Here is a 19,312-nt window from a genome sequence, read left to right as displayed (position 1 = left end):
GCAAGGGGCTAATCGTCTTTGCCGATGAAAGAAGACGTCTTCTGGACGCCGTTTTCTGTCATGTTGCGCCAGCTCGGATAGAGAAGGCAGCCCAGAAACGAAAAGGACGCGGCGACAAGCAGCGTCAGGGCGAAAATCCCGCCGCCGGATTCACCGAGCCAGTTCGCCACAAGGCAGGTGCAGGCGATGATGAGATAGGGGTAAACCGGTGGGTTCTGCGTCGTGTAGCGTTTCACGAAAAGACCCATCGAGGCCAGCAGCAAGATCAGTGAATAAATATCGAACAGCGTGACCATGGGCTCCCCGCACCATTGCGCCGATACTTTAGCGCCGCCGGGTTAAGTCGCGCTTAACCTCAGCGAAAAAGGTGTTAACGGCGTGTTGGCGACATGCGCGCAATCGCTTCAATCGCCCGCTTGTCGCGTCTACCGCGTGGTTCGTCGTTTGGCGGCTCCAATCGGGCCGGAATGGGAGTAGGCTTGCGGATACAAAGCGGAGGGACGAATGATCGTGAAAACTCTGGCGGCCGCCATGGCCGCAGCAGTGATGGCGGCCTCGGCGCTGGCGCAGGAAGAGGCGTCCGCCATTCCGGTCATGAATGTGAGCGATGATGGCCTCTCGGGACCAGGCGCCGCGCTTCTGTTGGACCGGCTTCAAGATGCGCAATTCATTCTTGTGGGCGAGGATCACGGCTTTGCCGGTTCGCCACAGATTACCGCGGCGCTGGCGAGACAGGCCCGTCAATACGGCGTCATTCATCATGTCGTCGAGATCGGGCCGTATTCCGCAGACTGGGCGAGCGGCGTTTTGAAGCGCGACGGCGTCGATGGAGTCGCCGCGGCGCTTGAAGGCCGCCCGCTGGCCATGCCGTTTCTCAACATGCGTGAAGATGCTGAACTTGCCCTCTCCGTTCTCGATAGCGGCGGCGATCTCTGGGGCGTCGATCAGGAATTCATCGGGTCTCCGCTCCTGCATCTGCAAACTCTTCATGATCGCGCCAGAGGAGAACACGCTAAAACGCGGCTGCAGGAATTGCTCGCAACCGAAACGGAAGCCTTTGCGACGGGCAATCAGGGCGCGTTTTTCATGTTCACTGCGACGGAGGACGTTTTCGCCGAACTCCAATCCTATTTTCCGCGCGACAAGACATCGCTTGAACTGATCGCCGCCATGCAGGAAAGCGCGGGGATTTATCAGTCATATGCGCGCGGCGAAAATTTTGTCAGCAACACTGACCGCATCGATCTGATCAAAAGGCAGTTTCTGCAACATTATGGTTCGGCGCGCGGCGGCGCGCCCCGCGCGATTTTCAAGATGGGCGCAATCCATGCGGGCCGCGGCACGACCTTCCTCAATACGTTCGATATCGGCTCACTCGTGGAAGGGATCGCTGCAGCGAACGGGCTTCAGGTGATGCGGATCGCGGTTTATCCGCTCGCAGGCAAGCAAACCCGGGTCATGCCCTCGCCGGAGGGCGCCTTCGCCACTGTGGAATATGCGTCAGAGGAAGTTGCCGCTTTGATTGCTCTTGCCGGACTTGCGAACGAGAATGTGCCGGAGGACGGATGGGCTGTTATCGCGCTTGATCCGCTGCGCCGCAAGCTGGGCCAGAAGGGCATGAAAGAGCTTTCCCCGGAGCTGAAGTTCATGCTGCTCGGCTATGATTTCCTCGTGACGACGCGCGGGGCGCATGGAGCGACGCCGCTCGCAAACTAGCCGGTATAAGCATAAATGCCGATTTGCGCGGCGCCATATTTGCGCCGGTCGTCTTCGATGAAGCCTTCAACGGTGACAGGCGCTTCGTCCTTGCCCTGTTCGGCGATGACGACGGCGCCGGGCGCCAGCCAGCCGCCGTCGCGAAGAATCTCCATGGCGGGCGCGCAGAGATCTTTGCCGTAAGGCGGATCGAGAAAGGCGAGGCTGAAGGGCGGGCCGACGCCCGCCGGTTTGGGGCCAAGCTCTGCGGCGGAGCGGCGGTGAATGCGGGTCGTGCCGAAAAGGCCCAGCGCCTCGATATTGTCGCGGATCGCGCCGCGGGCGGACGCATCGGTTTCGACAAAGAGACACCATTCCGCGCCGCGCGACATGGCCTCGAGCCCGAGCGCGCCGGAGCCGGCGAAAAGGTCGATGACGCGCGCGCCCTCGAACGCGACATCGGCGCGCGCGGAGAGAATGTTGAACAAGGCTTCGCGCGTGCGGTCTGCCGTGGGGCGCGCAATCATGCCTTTAGGCGCGATGATGGTTCTACCGCGGAACGCGCCGCCGATGATGCGCATGGAGGGCCTTTTCAAAAACGGGGCCTCTTATCAGCAAGCGCCGTCGCTCTGCAATGCTGAATGGAAAGGCGCCTAGCGCAGGGTCGGCATCTTGGCGAGTTCTTCCTCGACCTTTTTGCCTTCTTCGGCGCGCGGTTTCGAGAGCCTAGCGAAGAGAAGGAAGGATACGGGCGTCAGGAAAAGCGTGAAGATGGTCGCGAAGCCGAGGCCGCCGAAGATAACCCAGCCCAATGCCGCGCGCGCTTCAGATCCGGCCCCGGAGCCGAAGATCAGCGGCAGGCTGGCCAGCAATGTCGACATGGCGGTCATGAGGACGGGGCGCAGGCGCGTCATCGCCGCGTGCTCGATGGCGTCGCGGATGCTTTCGCCGCGATCGCGGAGTTGGTTGGCGAATTCGACGATCAGAATGCCGTTCTTCGCCATGATCCCGATCAGGAGGACGAGGCCGATCTGGCTGAAATAGTTGATCGACCCGCCGGTCAGAAGAATGGCGTAGACCGCCGCGGCGAGACCGAAAGGCACTGTCACCATGATAATGACCGAACTGACGAAGCTTTCGAATTGTGCGGCGAGCACCAGGAAAACAATGATGGCCGCGAAACCGAAGACGATGAAGGTCGCCTGGTTCGATTCCTCGAGGATTCGCGCTTCGCCAAGCAGAGTGATCGACTGCGCCCCTTCGAGCTTGTCCGGGGCCGACTGGCGCAGCTCCCTCACGGCGTCGCCGAGACGCGCGCCGTCGGCGAGAGACGCGGTTACCGGAATGGCGCGGCGGCGCTGTTCGCGGCGAAGATCGGCGGCGACCGCCACTTCATTGATGCGGGCGACGGAGGAGAGCGGGGTGAAGCCGCCGGCCGCTGTGCGGACATAAAGATTGGCGAGATCGGTCGGATCGTTCACCGGCTCGCCGCCGGAAGACACCAGCACTTCGATAATGTCGTCGCCGATGAAAAGCTCCGCGGCGCGGACTTCATCGGCCATCGCCTGGATGGTGGTGGTGATGGCGCTCACCGGGACGCCGAGCGAGGCTGCGGTTTCGCGGTCGATCTCGACGCTGACCTGGGGCTGTGTCGTCTGGAAATCGAGCCGCGCATCGGCGAAGACGTCGCCTTTCTGCCGCAGATCCTGCGCGATTTTCTCGGCCGTCACCGCCGCGGCTTCATAATCGTCACCGACGACCGCGAATTGCAGCCCCTGACCGCCGCCGCGGATGCCGAGCGAATTGCCGCTTCTGACCTGCACGTTGACGCCCGCAATGTCTCGCGTCAATTGCCGGATTTCCGCCTCGATATCCTGCTGCGATTTCGATCTGTCGCTCCAGTCCGGCAGACGAATGAGCGCGAAGGACCAGTCGGTGCTGGTGCTGGAGGTGATGACCTCGAGGTCGCCGCGATCGAGCATCGGCTGGAGCCGCGTTTCGACTTCCATGATCTTGCGATCGAGATATTCGAAGCTGGCGCCGTCCTGCGCTGCAATGCGCATGAACACCCGCCCGCGGTCTTCGGTGGGCGTCAGCTCTTTCGGAATGAGGTTGAACGCTGTGATGGAGCCCGCGGCGAACACAAGGGCGAGAATGACGGCGATCAGCGGACGGTTGAGACAGAACCGCACCGCCGGGCCGTACATCGCCGCAAGCGGCCCTGCCGGTTTTTCGCGCATGCGTTTCAGTTCGTCTTCTTCCGCCGCCATTTCCGCCCGGAATTCGCGGCCGAGTTTCACGGTCAGCACCGGGCACAACGTCAACGCCACGAATGAGGATGCGATCACCGCGAAGGCGAGGACGAAACCGAATTCCGAGAACAGCTTGCCCGCCTGTCCGGGCAGGAAGGAAATCGGGATGAAAACGGCGGCGAGCGTTGCAGTTGTCGACAAGACTGCAAAGACAATTTCCCTTGTGCCGAGCACGGCGGCGGCGCGCTTGCCGGCGCCCATGCCGCGCCAGCGCTGAATGTTCTCCGTGACGACGATGGAATCGTCAACCACAAGTCCCGCCGCCATGACGAGGGCGAGAAGCGTGATGATGTTGACCGAAAACCCGGCGAGCCACATGGCTGCGACAGTGCCCATCAGCGATACGGGGATGGTGACGGCGGGAATGATCGTTGCGCGGATCGAGCGCAGAAACAGGAAGATTACGAAGACGACAGCGGCGGTGGCGAGGAATAGGCTGCGGACCACCTCCTTGATCGCCTCATCGATGAAAACCGAATCGTCGATCATGACTTCGACTCGCACATTGGGCGGCAGGCTGTTATTGAGTTCGGCGACCGCCGCCCTCACGCCTTTGGCCACGGCGACGGTGTTCGATTGCGCCTGACGGATAATGCCGATGGAAATGCCGGGCGCGCCGTTGACGCGCGCCGTGCGGTTCAGATCCTCAAGCCCCCATTCGACAATGGCGACATCGGAAAGTCGGGTTTCGTCGTCAAGCCGCAGCGCCGATATCTGTTCAGGCGTTTTTGCAGGGGATTCGGCGCGGATCAGCAATTGCTGCGAGGCTGTGCGAAGCCGCCCGCTGGGCGCGCTTTGCGCCGCGGAAGAAACAAGCTGCGTCACATCCTCGACGGTGAAGCCGCGCGCCGCGAGGGAGACCGGCATGATCCGCACCCGGATGACCCGGTTGCGGTCGCCGAAAGCGTCGGCCTGCGCAACACCCTCAACCGCCTGCAGCCGCGGCAGGATGACGTCATCGACGAGGTCGGCGATGCCGCCCGCTTCCATATCCGTCGCCGAAACCGAAATCCGCATGATCGGCGATGAGTCGGGGTCGGCCTTGATGACCTGCGGTTCTTCAATGTCGACGGGAAGTTCGTCGCGGATGCCCGAAATCGCGTTCTTCACATCCGTTGCGGCGATATTGATGTCGACGGTCGAAGAAAATTCCGCCGTCACCCGGCTTTCGGCGAATTCAGATGACGAGGAGATCATCCTGACGCCATCGATCTGGGCGACGGCGCCCTCGATGACCGACGTCACTTCGGCGTCCATGGTTTCCGGCGCGGCGCCGCGATAATCGGTGCGGATGGTGACGACGGGCTGGTCGACGTCGGGCAGCTCCCGGACATCGACGCCGAGCGTCGCCGCAAGGCCGGCAATGACGATCAAAAGGCTGATGACCGCAGCGAGAATGGGCCGCTGGATGAAGACGCCGATAAACCCGCCGCCATTATTCGTTGCGGATGGCTTGCGATCCTTGCTCACCGGGCTACTCGCTCCCGCCGGCGGCGCCGGGTCCTGAACTGTTGGCGGCGCCTGCGCTCGACGGTTGCGAGTGCTGGGTCGTAAGGCCGGGGAGCGGCGTTCCCTCGCGCACACGGTCCGCGCCTTCCCAGACGACGAGGTCGCCGGGCTCAAGATCGCGGGAGGAGACAAGCACGACATCGTCCGTACGCTGCAGAATGGTCACGGGAGCCGCTGTCGCCGCGCCTTCGGCATTGCGCGTCCAGACGAAAGGCCCGCTTCTGTCCCACTGGATCGCGAGGCCCGGAACGGAAAGGGCGGGCTCGCCGCGGCTGGTGGTCGAAACGGCGAAAATCGCGCCGGGCAGCAGGGCGCCGTTTTCGTTTTCGAAGGTCGCCTCGATTTTCAGGGTGCGGGTTGCAGGATCGACGCGGCTGTCGATGGCGCTGACCACGCCTTCTTGCGGCGCGCCGGCGCCAGAGGCGAGACGGGCCGTCACATCCTGGCCGATCTCGACGGACCGGGCGGCCTCTTGCGGAATAGCAAATTCAATCACGATGGAGGATGTGTCGTCGAGCGTCGTCACCACATCGCCGGCGCGCACATAATCGCCCTTCTCGATTTCGGTGAGGCCGATGACCCCGTCGAAGGGCGCGCGGATGGCGCGCTGCTCAATGGCGAATTGCGCCGCGCGCAAATCGGCTTCGATGGTTTTGTAGTTGTTGAACGCTGCTTCGGCTTCGAGTTCCGACGCGGCCTCGGTGTTCAAAAGGTCCTGATAGCGTTCGGCGTTCTGCTTGGCGATGGGATATTGCGCCTTGGCGCGCTCAAGCGCGATGCGCTGTTCTTCATTGTCGAGGCGCAGAAGGACATCGCCCTGGGAAACCTGTTTGCCCGGCGCGATATTGACCTCGGCGACGATGCCCGTCGCTTCTGAGGTCAAGGCGACGCTTTTGAGCGCACGGCCTTCGCCAATGACGTCGAGGGTCTTGCCGACAGAGGCTGCTTCCGCCGCCACAATGGTGACCGCAGGAGCGTAGCCGCCCCGCCCGCCGCCCGATCCATTCTGGACCGCAGAAGCTGTTTGCTCGCCGCCGGGCTGGCGCGCCGTCAGGACCAGCGCCGTCGTCGCGGCGCCGATGACCAGTCCGACAACCGCGCCTGCGGCCAGTGACCCCGGCAATTTCATCTGTCCCTCGTCTTCCGTCCGGTTCCGGTGCAGCCCGGCAAGGACGATATGCCTAATATAGAGTAACGTAGGAAGTCTTACGATCCGTCGGCGTTTCTAGATGACTCCGCCGCGGCCGCCGTCTGTTCGCCACGCTGTTGAATTTGTTTGTAAATTCCACAAGCTTAATGAGGCGTTGACGGCGCCCGAGACCGCATGCGGACCGTTTGTCAGCACTTTTTTACTGTGCAGATGCAAAAAACACAAAGTCTGAAGGGAAATCACCATGACCTCACGCCGATTTGAACCCTCCCGCCGCGCCGTTCTCGGGGGCGTTTCCGCGCTCGCCGCCGCGGCGGCGACCAAGGCGGGCGCGCAGAGCGGCGAGGCGCCGGACCTTTCCGGGCGGTCGGTGCTGATCACGGGGACGAGTTCTGGCTTCGGACGGCTGACCGCGCTGCATCTCGCCCGCCTCGGGGCGACAGTGATCGCCTCCATGCGCAACTATGACGGGGGCAAGCGCCCCGAAGCGCAGGAGCTCGGGCGGATTGCGAAGGACGAAAAACTCGACCTCCAAGTGATTGAGATCGACGTTCTCGACGAAAAGCTGATCGCATCGGGCGTCGCGCGCGCCGAGGAGATCGCCGGCGGCGCGCTTGACGTGCTCGTCAACAATGCGGGCGTGGGCCTTAGCGGTCCGGCGGAGCTCGCCGACATGGAGGCGACGCGGCTTATCTTCGAGACCAATCTCTTCGGTTATCTGCGCATGGCGCGGGCCGTGCTGCCGAATATGCGTGAGAAGGGAGAGGGGCAGGTCTTCAACGTGTCGTCTCAGCTCGGGCGCATTCTGATCCCCGGCCTCAGCATGTATTGCGCGACGAAATTCGGCGTCGAGGCGATGTTCGAAACTATGGCTTATGAACTCGCGCCTTTCGGCGTCGAAGTCACGATCATTCAGCCGGGAGGCTATCCGACGAAAATCTGGGACAATGGCCGCCGCTACAGCGAGGCGATGCTCGCCCGGGCAGGGGATGACCGGCTCGCGGCGTATGACGCGCATATTGAGATGGCGCGCGGCATCCTTAACGGCGAATACTCGACCGATCCCAATGACGTGCCGCGCGCCATTGCGGAAATCATGGCGATGCCTGTGGGAACGCGGCCCCTGCGCCGGCCGGTGCACCCCAATCCCGGGGCGATGGCCGCGGCGAACGGCGCCATGGCGCAGATCCAGGCGAATGTCCTGGGCGCCGGCGCCTATAAAAGCTGGCATGACGCGGTGACGGACTAAAAAAGCAAGAAACGGGTGGAGCGTTGCTGCGCGGCGACTAGCATCGCCGCGAATTCTTAGTGGTCGCGTGATCGAACCGGAAAACCGGGAACCACTTTTCCTGATCACGCTCAAAAAGGAGCGCGCTGAATGATTACCTGTTTCATCAAATACGAAATTGACCCGTTCAAAAAAGACGCCTTTGAAATCTACGCCCGCAACTGGGGGCAGGCGATCCCCCGCTGCGGCGCCGACCTCATCGGTTATTTCGCGCCTCATGAAGGCTCGGTCACAACTGCGTATGGCGTCTATACGCTGCCGTCGCTGGCAGCCTATGAAGACTACAAGAAACGGCTGGCGGCGGATCCGCTGGGAAAAGAAAATTATGAATTCGCCAAAGCCGAGCGGTTCATCATGCGCGAAGACCGCATCTTTCTGAAACTCGCTTCCGCGCCGCATGGCGCCCTGAAAACATTCTGACGGATGAATGATATGAGCATCGACGCCAAAGCCGCCGCCTTCCGCAAACTGCACAAACCCGGAAATCCGTTCGTCATTCCGAACCCCTGGGACGCGGGGTCCGCGCGCATGCTTGAAGGACTTGGCTTCAAGGCGCTGGCGACGACGTCCTCGGGTTTTGCGATGACGCTGGGCAGAAAGGACTACGGCGTGACGCGTGAGGAAGCGCTTGCCCATGGCGCCGCCATCGCCGATGCCGTCGACATTCCCGTCAATGCCGACCTTGAAAACGGGTTCGGCCTGAAGCCCGAAGACGCCGCCGAAACGATTGAGCGCGCCTGCAAGACGGGTCTTGCTGGCGGCTCCATCGAGGACTCGACGGGCGACAAGCAAAATCCGGTGATTGATGACGATGGGCTCGCCCTCGCGCGAATCGAAGCGGCTCTCGACGCAGTCAAAAAAAGCGGCCGCGATTTCGTTCTGACCGCGCGCGCCGAAGCGTTTCTTTACGGCATTGGCGAGCTCGACAAGGTGATCGCGCGTCTCAACGCCTTCGCGGATGCGGGCGCTGATGTCGTTTACGCGCCAGGCCTGCCCGACATGGACGCGGTGCGCGCCGTCTGCAAAAGCGTTGAGGCGCCGGTGAACGTCCTTATTCTCGGCAAGCTGGCGCAGCATTCCGTCGGCGAGTTTGCGGAGGCGGGCGCAGCACGTCTTTCCATTGGCGGCGGCCTCGCCTGGAACGCTTACGGCACGCTTGGCGCCGCAACGCAAATGCTCACCGAAGGCCGTTTCGACATGCTCTCCGCCAATCGCGACGGCGCGAAGAAAGTCGCGCCGTTCCTGAAGGCGTGACTTTCGCGCAACCGTGATCCGATAGCGGCCTCCGGCGCCTTCCGCCTCAAGCGAAGAAAGGCTAAGGACGCCGTCCCTCCGCGATAGTGGAGGACGGAGAGAGTTTGTTCATGACGACAACGGCGCAAGCAACGCCGGGCGCCGAAAGGGGCCCTTGGCGGCGCGAGTTTTTCGCGCTCATGGCGATCGGCTTGCCGATGGGCCTGACCCAGCTCGTCCAGTTTTCCATCAATACCGTCGACGTTGTCATGATCGGCCAGCTTGGCCCCGAACCGCTCGCCGCGGCGGCGCTCGGCCTGGTCATGTTTTACGTTCTCTATGTCGCCGGCATGGGGCCCGCCATGGCGGTCTCGCCCATGGTGAGCCAGGCGCTCGGCGCCGACGCCAACGATGTGCGCGATGTGCGCCGATCGGTGCGGATGGGGCTGTGGCTCGTGGGGATCGGCGCGCCCATCCTGTCGCTGATTTATCTCTTCGCCGAGGAGTTTGCGCTGCTGACCGGGCAGCCGCCGCAGGTCGCCGCGCTCGCCGAACCTTATGTGCTTGCGCTGACGCCGGGGCTGCCGTTTGCGCTTGGCGTCATTGTCTTGCGCAACTTCCTCGCCGCCATCGAGCGCGCGCGGGCGCCGCTTTACGTCATCATTCTGACGACGGCGATTAACGCGTTGCTGAACTATCTCCTGATCTACGGGCACTGGGGGTTTCCGCGGCTGGAGCTTGTGGGCGCCGGCCTCGCCTCGTCCCTGTCGCACGCTATCGGCTTCTTCATGCTGGTCGCCTATATCGGCTGGGAGAAACGCGCCAAGACGTTCGAGCTTTTTCATAACTTCCTGAAATCGGACTGGCCGCGCTTCGCCGAGGTTGCGCGTCTTGGCTGGCCGATCTCCATCACCATCGGGTTCGAGGCGCTGCTCTTTAACGCCGCCGTTTTTCTGATGGGCCGCATCGGCGTCAACGAAATGGCCGCGTATCAGGTGGCGCTCAATGTCGCCGCGCTCGCCTTCATGATGCCGTTGGGGCTTTCCATGGCGGGCTGCGTGCGCGTCGGGCTGATGGAAGGCGCGAAGGACCGGCCGGGCGTCAGGCGTGCAGCCGCCATGGCGATCATCTGTTCGATTGGCGCGATCATGATCGTTGCGATCCCGGTGATGCTCTGGCCCATACAAATCGCAGGCTTCTATCTTGAGCCAGACGATCCCAATAACAATGCGGTGCTGACGCTCGTCGCCTCGTTCCTGCCCATCGCAGCAGCCTTTGCGTTGTTCGACGCGACCCAAGTTGCGGCGGGACAGGCGCTGCGGGGTTTGAAAGACGTCCGCGTGCCGATGATCCTGACAGGCGTCAGCTATTGGGTGATCGGCTTTCCTGTCGCGTCCTATCTCGGTCTTTCGACGCCCATGGGCGCCGTCGGCGTATGGTGGGGCTTGCTCGCAAGTCTCGCCGCCGCCGCGGCGACGCTGAGCGCGCGGCTGTGGCTGATTACGCGCGATTAGGGCGGATTGCAGAAAAAGTGGTTCCCGGTTTTTCATCCGCAATCCGCTTAATCAACAACTTAAAGCCGGATCACATATTCTTTCCGGGTTGTCTCGAGGACCTCCCATGTCCCTTTAAAGCCTGGGCGGATGATGAAGCTGTCGCCTGCAGAAACGCGGCGCATCTCGCCGCCGTCTTCGGCGATCACGGAGACGCCGGAAAGAATGCGGCAATATTCCCATTCGTCATAGTCGATGCGCCATTTGCCGGGCGTCGATTCCCAGACACCGGCGTAAAGCCCGCCGGGCCGTTCCTCTATATTCCATGTCCTGAATTTCGGATCGCCGGAAAGAATGCGATCCGGCGGCGGCGCGCCTTCTTCGACGCCGGCGCTGTGGGGAGAAAGGGAAAGGAATTTCATAAAACCCTCAGGAAAAATCGAATGCGCCGCTTTGAAACGCCGGCATGACGGGTAGGTCCGTCGGCCCGGGTTTCGCCCCAGCGGCGGTGAGCATGGCGTGAGCCTGTCCGCGATGATGGGTCTGGTGATTGAAGAAATGGACCAACAACAGATCGCGGCGCATAGAGATGGTCCGGTCATAGGCGGCGGAAAACCAGCTCAGCTCGCCTTCGAGATCAGCGGCGCTGACCCCCGTCGTCCATGTCAGAATGAAATCGTCGGTTTTCACCCGCTCGGCTTTGAGCGCATCCCAGTCCGCAATCATCGCGCCGGAATCGCCGATGGGCGCGTCCGGCGCCGGATAGTCGGTAAAGCGGGAAAGCCAGATCCGGTCGCCCCAGAGAATATGCGACAGAGTTGCGTGAATGGAGCCGAAAAAGGCGCCCCGGGCGCGCTTGCGCTCTTCATCAGTGAGACCTGAAGCCGCGCCATAAAGGCTTTCATTCTGCCACTGATTGTAAGCGGCCATGACGCGCAGAAAGGCGGGATTGAAGGCGCTCATCTCTAAAACGGCGCTCCCGTCGCATCGCAGAGAAACTTCATCATCGGTTTGGCGTCGGCGAAAGCGGCGGCGACGTCATCCACAAAGCCTGGTTTCTTCGCGGCCGTGATTTTGCCCGGCGCCATGGCGAAAAAGCTTTTGCGCTTGATGTCTTCGATCAGCGGGTGATCGGCGTCGAAGCCGCGGGGCGGACGCGTCAGCGCATCGCCGCCGACCCCGCCGAAGCGTTTGACGAATGCGGCGTCCGTCGTCGCTTTTTTCCACGCCGCCGGCTTATCGCGGATCGCCTCGCGCACGGCGAGAAGCGACGGCGATGGCGGCAGCCACATGCCGCCGCCATAGAAAATTTCGCCTGGATCGAGATGCACATAAAAGCCCGGCGCATGGGCGTCCTTGCCGAGCGCATGACGGAACTGAACCGCGCCATGGGTTTTGTAAGGGCTTTTGTCTTTGGAAAAGCGCACATCCTTGTAGATGCGGAACACCGACCCGCCATTGAGGCGCGGATCGGCGACGATGTGTTTTGAAATCTTTTTCAGCTTCGGCGCCATGGTCTCGACGAAGGACGCAAGCGGCTCCTGCACGCTCTCCCGGAAACGCTGCTTGTTGTCGTTAAACCATTCGCGATTGTTGTTTGCGCTAAGTTCGCGGAAGAATTTGAAATAGTCGTTGGGAAGGCCGGCGAACCCCGTCATCTCATTCCTCCATTCAGCCCTTGATCTGCTTTTCCCGCTGTTCTGCGGCGATCTTGGACTCTTTAAGCCCAAGGCCGGTATTCTCGCGGATCAGCTTGATCGCCTCGATCTTCTTTCCATCAAACAGGAGACGATCCACATCACTCTGGATCGACGGGGAGAGGGAGGAAAATGCGTCAGCGGCGTTCGTCGCCTCTTCCATGCGGCGCATCTCGCGCGCCTCGGGGCTTTCGCCGCTCTTCGTCATGCGGCCGATCATGAAGGCGACATAGGCGAGAAGCGCGATCAGTCCCCACTGCTGCAGTGAAAAATCCAACATGAGACGGCTCTCCCTTCGCGTTTTGAGGGAGCTTAGCCTGCTTCATCGGGGCTGGAAATGCGGGCCGCCTAAAGGCCGGCGTTGCGCATTTCGATTTTGGAGTAGTGCTCTTTCAGAAGCTCTGCATTGCGGAGGTTCGACTTGAAGGCGAAGTCGAAAAGATCGCCGAGCACCGGCACCGCGCCGAGAATCGTATCGACCAGCACATTGTAAATCATGCGGATGACGAGGCCGAACCCCGCGCCCGCGCGGCGCGCCTCCCAGATGAGATAGATGGACATCAGCCCTGTGGCGGCGTCGCCGACGCCGGGAATGAGGCCCAGAATGCTGTCCCAGCCGAAGCGGTAGCCGAGGCCCGGAATGCGGTATTTCGCGTCGAGGAAATTGGAGAGCCATTCGACCCGCGCTTTAGCCGCCGCATGAGGCGGCACGATGCGTTCGATTTCGGCTTTGTCCGCCGGACCTAAACGGGATGTGTCGAGGGCGCGATGATGGCTCATGCGCGCCTAACACAGGAGAGCGCAAAAGCGTTCCGGATGTGATATTCAGGGAAGGAGAAGCGCGATGACGTTTCTCGCCGCGATAATCATCAGGAGAAGCGATCCGGCGGCGAAGACGTAGAAGCGCAGGGTCACTTTCCTGACGACGATCTGCATGAAGGAGTGGAGAACCCGCATCGCCACATAGCCCCAGGCGAGCCAGATATTTAGCGGGTCGGCGACGCCTGCGAGATGGGAGTAGATCGCCAGCGCGTAAAAGATCGTCGGCTGTTCGTGCAGGTGATTGTAATTGTCGGCCACCGCCCGCGCTTCGGTCGGCAGCGTGTTGAGCGAACCCGGGTGCATGGCGTCCTGCGGATCGATTTTTGCTTTCTGCATCGCCGGGATGCGGATCGTATACATCCAGACCCAGACGATCAGCGTCCAGACAACTAAGGCGAGAACGGGCGTGAGCATGGTCATGGTCATGGATCAAACGTCCTTACGCCGCGTTCGAATGCTTCTTGAACTCCATCCTTGAAATCGCGCGGCAGTGGACTTCGTCGGGCCCGTCGGCGAGGCGCAGGGTGCGCAGCATGGAATAGGTGCGGGCGAGGCCGAAATCGCTGGTGACGCCAGCGCCGCCATGGGCCTGGATGGCGTCGTCGATGACGCGCAGCGCCATGCGCGGAGCCGCGACCTTGATCATCGCGATCTCGCCCTGCGCGACCTTGTTGCCGACCGTGTCCATCATCCAGGCGGCTTTGAGCGTCAAAAGCCGCGTCATCTCGATGTCGATGCGCGCTTCGGCGACGCGCTGCTCCCAGATGGAGTGCTTGTAGATCGGCTTGCCGAAGGCTTCCCGCGTCAGGAGCCGTTTCACCATTTTCTCGAGCGCGACTTCCGCCGCGCCGATGGTGCGCATGCAGTGATGGATGCGGCCCGGCCCGAGGCGGCCTTGCGCGATCTCGAAACCGCGTCCCTCGCCGAGGATGAGGTTTTCTTTCGGCACGCGCACATTGTCGAGTTCGACTTCCATATGTCCGTGCGGCGCGTCGTCATAACCGAAGACCGGCAGATGGCGGAGGATTTTGACGCCTTTTGCGTCAGCGGGAACGAGAATCTGCGACTGCTGGAGATGCCGCTCGGCGGTCTTGTCGGTCTTGCCCATGACGATGAAGATCTTGCAGCGCGGATCGCCCGCGCCCGACGACCACCATTTGCGGCCGTTGATGACGTAATCATCGCCGTCGCGCCTGATGTCGGTTTCGATATTGGTGGCGTCGGAGGAGGCGACGCGCGGCTCGGTCATCAAGAAAGCGGAGCGGATTTTTCCGTCAAGCAGGGGCTTCAGCCATTGCTCCTGCTGCTCGGGGCTTCCGTATTTCGACAGGACTTCCATATTGCCGGTGTCGGGCGCGGCGCAGTTGAAAACCTCCGGCGCGATATGACAGCGGCCGGTCAGCTCGGCGATGGGCGCATAATCGGCGTTGGAAAGGCCCGGCCCCCATTTCGGGTCGGGGTGGAACATGTTCCAAAGGCCTTCGGCCTTCGCCTTGTCCTTCAGTTCCTCGATGATCGGCGGCACTTTCCAGCGGCCTTCGCCGGGGCCAAACTCCGCATGCTGACGTTCATAGATTTCATTTCCTTCATAGACATATTTGTCCATGAAGTCGGAAACGCGTTTCAGATAATCCTTGCAGCGGGCGGAATAGGCGAAATCCATTTTGAGGCTCCTTGCCAGAGCGCTTTCCCGAAAAGTGGTCGCCGGTTTTCGGACAGAAAGCGCGATAACTAAAAATTCGCGCGCATGATAGCGCGCGGCGCCAAGAGGGAAAGCCGCAAAAGCAGTTACTTCAAGAGCCGGTCGAGAGAGAATTTTCCGCCGCCGGCCGCTACGAAATGGAGGCTGACGGCGATCAGGATCAGCGCCGGGAACTGCGCCCGGAAATTGTCGGCGAGATGGACCATCAGAAAGGCGACGATGAAATTGAACGCCATGATGAGCCCGGCCCAGCGGGTGAGAAGCCCGAGGATGAGGAGCGCGCCGCAGCCGAACTGAAACCAGACGGAGAGCGGCGCCATGGCTTCCGGCGCCGGGAATTTGAAAGCGTCGAGAAACTGCACGAACTCGGTCATGCGCGCCGGGTCGGCGATATTGTCCCAGGTCCCCCACATTAGAAACGCGCCGGTGAGGACGCGTAGTGTCAAGAGCGTCAGGTCCTGAAATCTGGCGAGCGGTTGGAGGAAAAGAAGCCTGTTCATTGAGCGCGCCCTCCCGTGAGAGGGAGAGCTTAGCGCCTTGCGCGGAAAAAGTCTTTGAGGAGGGCGCTCGCTTCGTCGGCGAAAGGGCCCTGTTCGACGACCGGCCGCCAGTGACAGGTGGGCTGTTCGAAATATTTGGCCCCATGCCATACGGCGCCGCCTTTCGGATCGGATGCGGCTATGACGAGGCGTTTGACGCGCGCGATGGAGATGGCGCCGGCGCACATGGCGCAGGGCTCTAGCGTCACATAAAGCGTTGTCTCGGGGAGCCGGTAATTGCCGAGCTTCGCAGCAGCCTCGCGTAAGGCCCGGATTTCCGCATGCCCCGTGGGGTCGTGCGTCGCAATGGGCGCGTTGCCAGCCGCCGCGATAACCGCGCCTGAAGCATCCACCAGAACCGCGCCGATGGGCGCTTCGCCCGCCGCGGCCGCCTGGCGCGCTTCCTCGAGCGCGCGCCGCATGAAATTTTCATCACCGGTCATGGCGCGCCTTCTAGGCCGGAACCGCGCTCTATGCCAGCGGGGGAGCCCTTTAGGCGCTTTTTAACCATGCTCGCGCGAGACTTGCCGGTCTCAATCGGAATTGGCGGATGACGCAGGAAGCGTTCCTCAACATGGCGGTCCGGCTGACGCTGGTCTACGCGGCGATTTTCTGCGGCGCCCTTGTCGTTGGCGCGGTAACGACACCAGGCGTCGTCGCCGGCGGAACTGGCGTTATCGGCGGCGATTTCCTCGCCTTTTATACGGCCGGCGATTTCGCGCGGCACGGCGAGGCGCTTCAGGCTTATGACTTTGCAGCCTTCGACGCGAAGCTGAAGGAACGCGCGTCCTTAGAAGCCATCGGCATGATGTGGCAATATCCGCCGACCATGTTCTTCATTGTCGCGCCCTTCGCCTGGCTTCCTTATAAGGCAAGCTACTTTCTATGGATCGCGACGGGTTGGGGCGCTCTCCTCTTGTCATTGCACGCCCTGAATTTCCGCGGGCGCGCGTTCTGGCTTCTCGGCTTTTCGGTGATTTGCGTCAGCGTTGCGGCCTGGGGTCAGATCAGCATGGCGACAGCGGCGCTCCTCTTTTTATCCGCATACGGTCCAAAAAGGCGGTGGCTTGTTGCGGGCGTCGCTGCGGGGCTCCTGACCATCAAGCCGCAGCTCGGGCTGTTGCTGCCGGTTGCATTTATGGCGGCGGGCGCCTGGCGCACGATTGCGGTGGCGGCGGTGACGGCGGTGCTATTCCATGCGCCGTCTTTTCTCGTCTACGGCGTCGACGGGTGGCGGGATTTTCTGAGCGCCGCGGCGCGGCTCAATGCCGACGTGGTCGGTCCCGGCCTTTATACCCCGCCGCAAGGCATGGCGACGCTTTTCGGACAGCTTCGCGCACTGGGCTTGGCCGGCCCGATCGCCGCTGGCGTGCAATATATTTTCGCCGCAGCGATCATGATTGTCGTGGGGCTCATGTGGCGGCGGTCGGATGACGCGCTCGCCAGGGCCGCGCTTCTTTGCGCAGGGGCGATCCTCGCCGCGCCCTACGCCTATGGCTACGAAATGACCGTACTGCTGCTTTCGGCGGCTTATCTTGCGCGCCAGGCGGCGGATTATCGCGCCTGGCAGGCGCGTTTTGTGATATGTACGACGCTTGTCGTGATGCTCTTCGCCGCGCTGCCGCCGATCGGGGCGCTCCAGATCACCTTCCTCGTTTCCGCCGCCGCTTTCGCGATGACCTTGTTGGTCATGCTGCGTCCGTCGGCTGCGCGTCCGGCGGCAGGGGCCGTGGGTCAGCCGGCCTAGGATATTTCGGCGTCATTCATTGGCCGCCCATTGGTCGTAACGCCGCTTTTGTGTTATCGGCGCATCTTTCCCCATGAAGGCCTTTTCCATGACCGACCTCAAAGATGCTGATGGCGAACGCATTGCGAAGTTTCTCGCCCGCGCTGGCGTCGCGTCGCGCCGGGAGGCCGAAAAGCTGATCGAGCAGGGGATCGTCACGGTCAACGGCAAGGTCCTGACGACCCCGGCCTTCAAGGTGACGCCGGAGATGGAGATCCGCGTTGACGGAACCCGGGTGGGCAAGCCCGACACGGCGCGGCTCTGGCGCTATCATAAGCCCGACGGGCTCGTGACGACGCATAAAGACCCGCAAGGCCGCCCGACAGTGTTTGAAGCGCTCGCCGGCCGGCTGCCGCGCGTCATCTCCGTGGGGCGGCTCGACCTGACCACGGAGGGCCTCTTGCTGCTCACCAATTCCGGAACGCTGGCGCGCCGTCTCGAACTGCCGTCCACGGGCTGGACGCGGCGCTATCGCGTGCGCGCCTATGGCCGCGTGACTCAAGGACAGCTCGACAGTTTGAAAAACGGCGTCGAAATCGACGGCGTCCAATACGGCCCCGTACGCGCGAGCCTCGACCAGACGCAGGGCGGCAATGTCTGGATCACCTTGTCGATCAATGAAGGCAAGAACCGAGAGGTGAGAAACCTGATGCGCCATCTGGGGCTTCAGGTGAATCGCCTCATTCGCACCGCCTACGGACCGTTTCAGCTCGGCAAATTGCCAAAGGACGAGATTGAGGAAGTGCCGGGAAAGCAGCTTAAAGAACAGCTCGGCAAGAAGATCTGCGAAGAGGTCGGGCTTTGACCGAGATCGTCAATCTCAACCGCTTCCGCAAAAAGAAATCCCGCGCCGATAAAGAAAAACGGGCGGAGGAAAACCGCGCGAAATTCGGCCGCACCAAAGCCGAGCGCCAGAAAACCAAAGCGGAAGACGACCTGGCGCAGCGTCGCCTCGACGGCCATGCGGCGGAAGAGGGCGGGGAAGAGTGATCCTGATGGAAACTTTTCCCGGCCTTTCTTGTTTGTCATGAATGAAGATTGGGGTGGAGAAAGGGGCGATGAATGACGCGAAACAGCCCGCACGCAAAAACCTCCCGCCAGCCTACAAAATGCTGACATGGCGTCACTGGAAAAGACTGCCGGGCCGGGTTTTCGCACAGATCAATAATGACCGGCTGGCGCTGACCGCAGCCGGCATCGCCTTTTACGCGCTGTTGGCGATTTTTCCCGGCATCGCCGTCGTGGTGTCGTTATGGGGGCTCATTGCCGATCCGATCGAGATTTCCCAACAGATCGCGCGTTTCTCGCCGATCCTGCCGAGCGATGTCGTTCTGGCGCTGCGCGCGCAGGCCATCGAGGTCGCGGGAAGCGATGACCGCGCCATCGGCCTTGCGCTTTTCGTAAGCCTGAGCCTCACGCTGTTCAGCGCCTCGCGCGCCATCAAGGCGATCATGATGGCGCTCAACATTGTTTACGATGAGAAAGAAACCCGCAACTTCCTGATCTTTAACATACAGGCGCTTGCGATGACTTTTGCGGTGGCGGCAGGCTTTATTGCAGCGCTCGCCGCGGTGGCGATTGTGCCTATCGTCTTCACATTCATCGGGCTCGGCGATGTTCTCGACCCTCTTATCGCTTATGTGCGCTGGCCGATCCTGTTCGCCGGCGCCTGGCTCGGCATCGCCGCGCTCTACAAATTCGCGCCCGCGCGCGAGAGCCCGCAATGGCAGTGGATCAGTCCCGGCGCCGGCGCCGCTGTCGTTTTGTGGATCGTCGCGTCGGTGCTCTTTTCCGTCTATGTACAGAATTTTGCAGACTACAACGAAACCTACGGCTCCATCGGCGCGATCATCGTATTGATGATGTGGTTCTGGGTCTCGGCGTTCGTGTTTTTGGTCGGCGCGGAAATCGATTCGGAGATCGAACAGCAGGCGCATCTGCGCCACAAGCGCGACATTCCCGAAGAAGGCGAGCCGCCCCAGAACTGATGCTGGAAGGGCCGCAGTTTCAAACATCGCCAGTCCCTAACTATTTTCAGGTTTCAAAAGCGTCTTTCTTCTTTAGGGAAGCGGCGGATTGCGCGTGA

General features: G+C 61.7%; 22 protein-coding genes. 9 read left to right on the top strand and 13 right to left on the bottom strand.

Features of this window, described 5'->3' with window-relative positions; genetic code table 11:
- Positions 1-8: 8 nt before the first annotated feature.
- Positions 9-296, bottom strand: coding sequence for an XrtV sorting system accessory protein (locus ACQY5P_RS11565; protein WP_428407021.1), 288 nt, complete (start codon positions 294-296; stop codon positions 9-11).
- Between the two features lie 208 nt (positions 297-504).
- Here ACQY5P_RS11565 and ACQY5P_RS11560 point away from each other — a divergent pair, with 208 nt between their 5' ends.
- Positions 505-1,716 carry a hypothetical protein gene (locus ACQY5P_RS11560; protein WP_428407020.1) on the top strand — a complete coding sequence of 404 codons (1,212 nt, stop codon included), beginning with the start codon at positions 505-507 and terminating at the stop codon, positions 1,714-1,716.
- On the opposite strand, the gene rsmD is transcribed toward ACQY5P_RS11560, so the two are convergent.
- The 3 genes from rsmD to ACQY5P_RS11545 form a co-directional block, all read right to left on the bottom strand.
- Positions 1,713-2,276, bottom strand: a complete 564-nt coding sequence (rsmD, locus tag ACQY5P_RS11555) for a 16S rRNA (guanine(966)-N(2))-methyltransferase RsmD (RefSeq protein ID WP_428407019.1) — start codon at positions 2,274-2,276, stop codon at positions 1,713-1,715. The two genes, ACQY5P_RS11560 and rsmD, sit on opposite strands and share 4 nt — an antisense overlap.
- Positions 2,277-2,348: 72 nt before the next feature.
- Complete coding sequence (locus ACQY5P_RS11550) at positions 2,349-5,477, bottom strand: efflux RND transporter permease subunit (protein WP_428407018.1); 3,129 nt, start codon at positions 5,475-5,477, stop codon at positions 2,349-2,351.
- Positions 5,478-5,481: 4 nt separating this feature from the next.
- Complete coding sequence (locus ACQY5P_RS11545; RefSeq protein ID WP_428407017.1) at positions 5,482-6,645, bottom strand: efflux RND transporter periplasmic adaptor subunit; 1,164 nt, start codon at positions 6,643-6,645, stop codon at positions 5,482-5,484.
- A 265-nt stretch (positions 6,646-6,910) separates the two neighbouring features.
- On the opposite strand from ACQY5P_RS11545, the gene ACQY5P_RS11540 reads away from it, so the two are divergent.
- The 4 genes from ACQY5P_RS11540 to ACQY5P_RS11525 all read left to right on the top strand — a co-directional run bounded on the left by ACQY5P_RS11540 (position 6,911) and on the right by ACQY5P_RS11525 (position 10,701).
- Positions 6,911-7,915 carry an SDR family oxidoreductase gene (locus tag ACQY5P_RS11540; protein ID WP_428407016.1) on the top strand — a complete coding sequence of 335 codons (1,005 nt, stop codon included), beginning with the start codon at positions 6,911-6,913 and terminating at the stop codon, positions 7,913-7,915.
- A gap of 129 nt (positions 7,916-8,044) precedes the next feature.
- Positions 8,045-8,374, top strand: coding sequence for an NIPSNAP family protein (locus tag ACQY5P_RS11535; RefSeq protein ID WP_428407015.1), 330 nt, complete (start codon positions 8,045-8,047; stop codon positions 8,372-8,374).
- Between the two features lie 12 nt (positions 8,375-8,386).
- The gene (locus ACQY5P_RS11530; RefSeq protein WP_428407014.1) at positions 8,387-9,208 is read left to right on the top strand and encodes an isocitrate lyase/PEP mutase family protein; all 822 of its coding nucleotides are present in this window, start codon (positions 8,387-8,389) and stop codon (positions 9,206-9,208) included.
- 110 nt (positions 9,209-9,318) lie between these two features.
- Positions 9,319-10,701, top strand: coding sequence for an MATE family efflux transporter (locus tag ACQY5P_RS11525; RefSeq protein ID WP_428407013.1), 1,383 nt, complete (start codon positions 9,319-9,321; stop codon positions 10,699-10,701).
- Between the two features lie 59 nt (positions 10,702-10,760).
- Here ACQY5P_RS11525 and ACQY5P_RS11520 read toward each other — a convergent pair whose 3' ends face one another.
- From ACQY5P_RS11520 to ACQY5P_RS11480, 9 genes are all read right to left on the bottom strand, one after another.
- Positions 10,761-11,102 (bottom strand): cupin domain-containing protein, encoded by a 342-nt coding sequence (locus tag ACQY5P_RS11520; protein WP_428407012.1) that lies wholly within the window; start codon positions 11,100-11,102, stop codon positions 10,761-10,763.
- Positions 11,103-11,109: 7 nt separating this feature from the next.
- Entirely contained in the window at positions 11,110-11,643 is a 534-nt protein-coding gene (locus ACQY5P_RS11515; protein WP_428407011.1) for a DinB family protein, read from the bottom strand.
- Between the two features lie 2 nt (positions 11,644-11,645).
- A complete protein-coding gene (locus ACQY5P_RS11510; protein ID WP_428407010.1) occupies positions 11,646-12,338 on the bottom strand; it encodes a DUF2461 domain-containing protein in 693 nt (230 codons plus the stop codon).
- A 13-nt stretch (positions 12,339-12,351) separates the two neighbouring features.
- Complete coding sequence (locus tag ACQY5P_RS11505; RefSeq protein ID WP_428407009.1) at positions 12,352-12,657, bottom strand: ribosomal protein L7/L12; 306 nt, start codon at positions 12,655-12,657, stop codon at positions 12,352-12,354.
- A 68-nt stretch (positions 12,658-12,725) separates the two neighbouring features.
- On the bottom strand, positions 12,726-13,157 hold the full coding sequence (locus tag ACQY5P_RS11500) for a DUF4112 domain-containing protein (RefSeq protein WP_428407008.1): 432 nt from the start codon (positions 13,155-13,157) through the stop codon (positions 12,726-12,728).
- Positions 13,158-13,202: 45 nt separating this feature from the next.
- Entirely contained in the window at positions 13,203-13,625 is a 423-nt protein-coding gene (locus ACQY5P_RS11495; protein WP_428407007.1) for an MAPEG family protein, read from the bottom strand.
- Between the two features lie 13 nt (positions 13,626-13,638).
- Positions 13,639-14,862 (bottom strand): acyl-CoA dehydrogenase family protein, encoded by a 1,224-nt coding sequence (locus ACQY5P_RS11490; protein WP_428407006.1) that lies wholly within the window; start codon positions 14,860-14,862, stop codon positions 13,639-13,641.
- Between the two features lie 125 nt (positions 14,863-14,987).
- A complete protein-coding gene (locus ACQY5P_RS11485; protein ID WP_428407005.1) occupies positions 14,988-15,401 on the bottom strand; it encodes a DoxX family protein in 414 nt (137 codons plus the stop codon).
- Between the two features lie 29 nt (positions 15,402-15,430).
- Entirely contained in the window at positions 15,431-15,883 is a 453-nt protein-coding gene (locus tag ACQY5P_RS11480; protein WP_428407004.1) for a nucleoside deaminase, read from the bottom strand.
- A 107-nt stretch (positions 15,884-15,990) separates the two neighbouring features.
- Between ACQY5P_RS11480 and ACQY5P_RS11475 the strand changes: the two genes are divergently transcribed.
- The 4 genes from ACQY5P_RS11475 to ACQY5P_RS11460 all read left to right on the top strand — a co-directional run bounded on the left by ACQY5P_RS11475 (position 15,991) and on the right by ACQY5P_RS11460 (position 19,214).
- Positions 15,991-17,187 carry a glycosyltransferase family 87 protein gene (locus ACQY5P_RS11475; protein ID WP_428407003.1) on the top strand — a complete coding sequence of 399 codons (1,197 nt, stop codon included), beginning with the start codon at positions 15,991-15,993 and terminating at the stop codon, positions 17,185-17,187.
- Positions 17,188-17,275: 88 nt separating this feature from the next.
- Positions 17,276-18,031 carry a pseudouridine synthase gene (locus ACQY5P_RS11470; protein ID WP_428407002.1) on the top strand — a complete coding sequence of 252 codons (756 nt, stop codon included), beginning with the start codon at positions 17,276-17,278 and terminating at the stop codon, positions 18,029-18,031.
- Entirely contained in the window at positions 18,028-18,216 is a 189-nt protein-coding gene (locus tag ACQY5P_RS11465; RefSeq protein WP_428407001.1) for a DUF4169 family protein, read from the top strand. Before ACQY5P_RS11470 ends, ACQY5P_RS11465 begins: the two co-directional genes overlap by 4 nt.
- Before the next feature lie 68 nt (positions 18,217-18,284).
- A complete protein-coding gene (locus ACQY5P_RS11460; protein WP_428407000.1) occupies positions 18,285-19,214 on the top strand; it encodes a YihY/virulence factor BrkB family protein in 930 nt (309 codons plus the stop codon).
- Positions 19,215-19,312 lie beyond the last annotated feature (98 nt).

The sequence above is a fragment of the Hyphococcus sp. genome (assembly GCF_965267305.1).
GTDB lineage: Bacteria > Pseudomonadota > Alphaproteobacteria > Caulobacterales > Parvularculaceae > Hyphococcus.
This window is presented reverse-complemented; position numbering and strand designations above follow the sequence as displayed.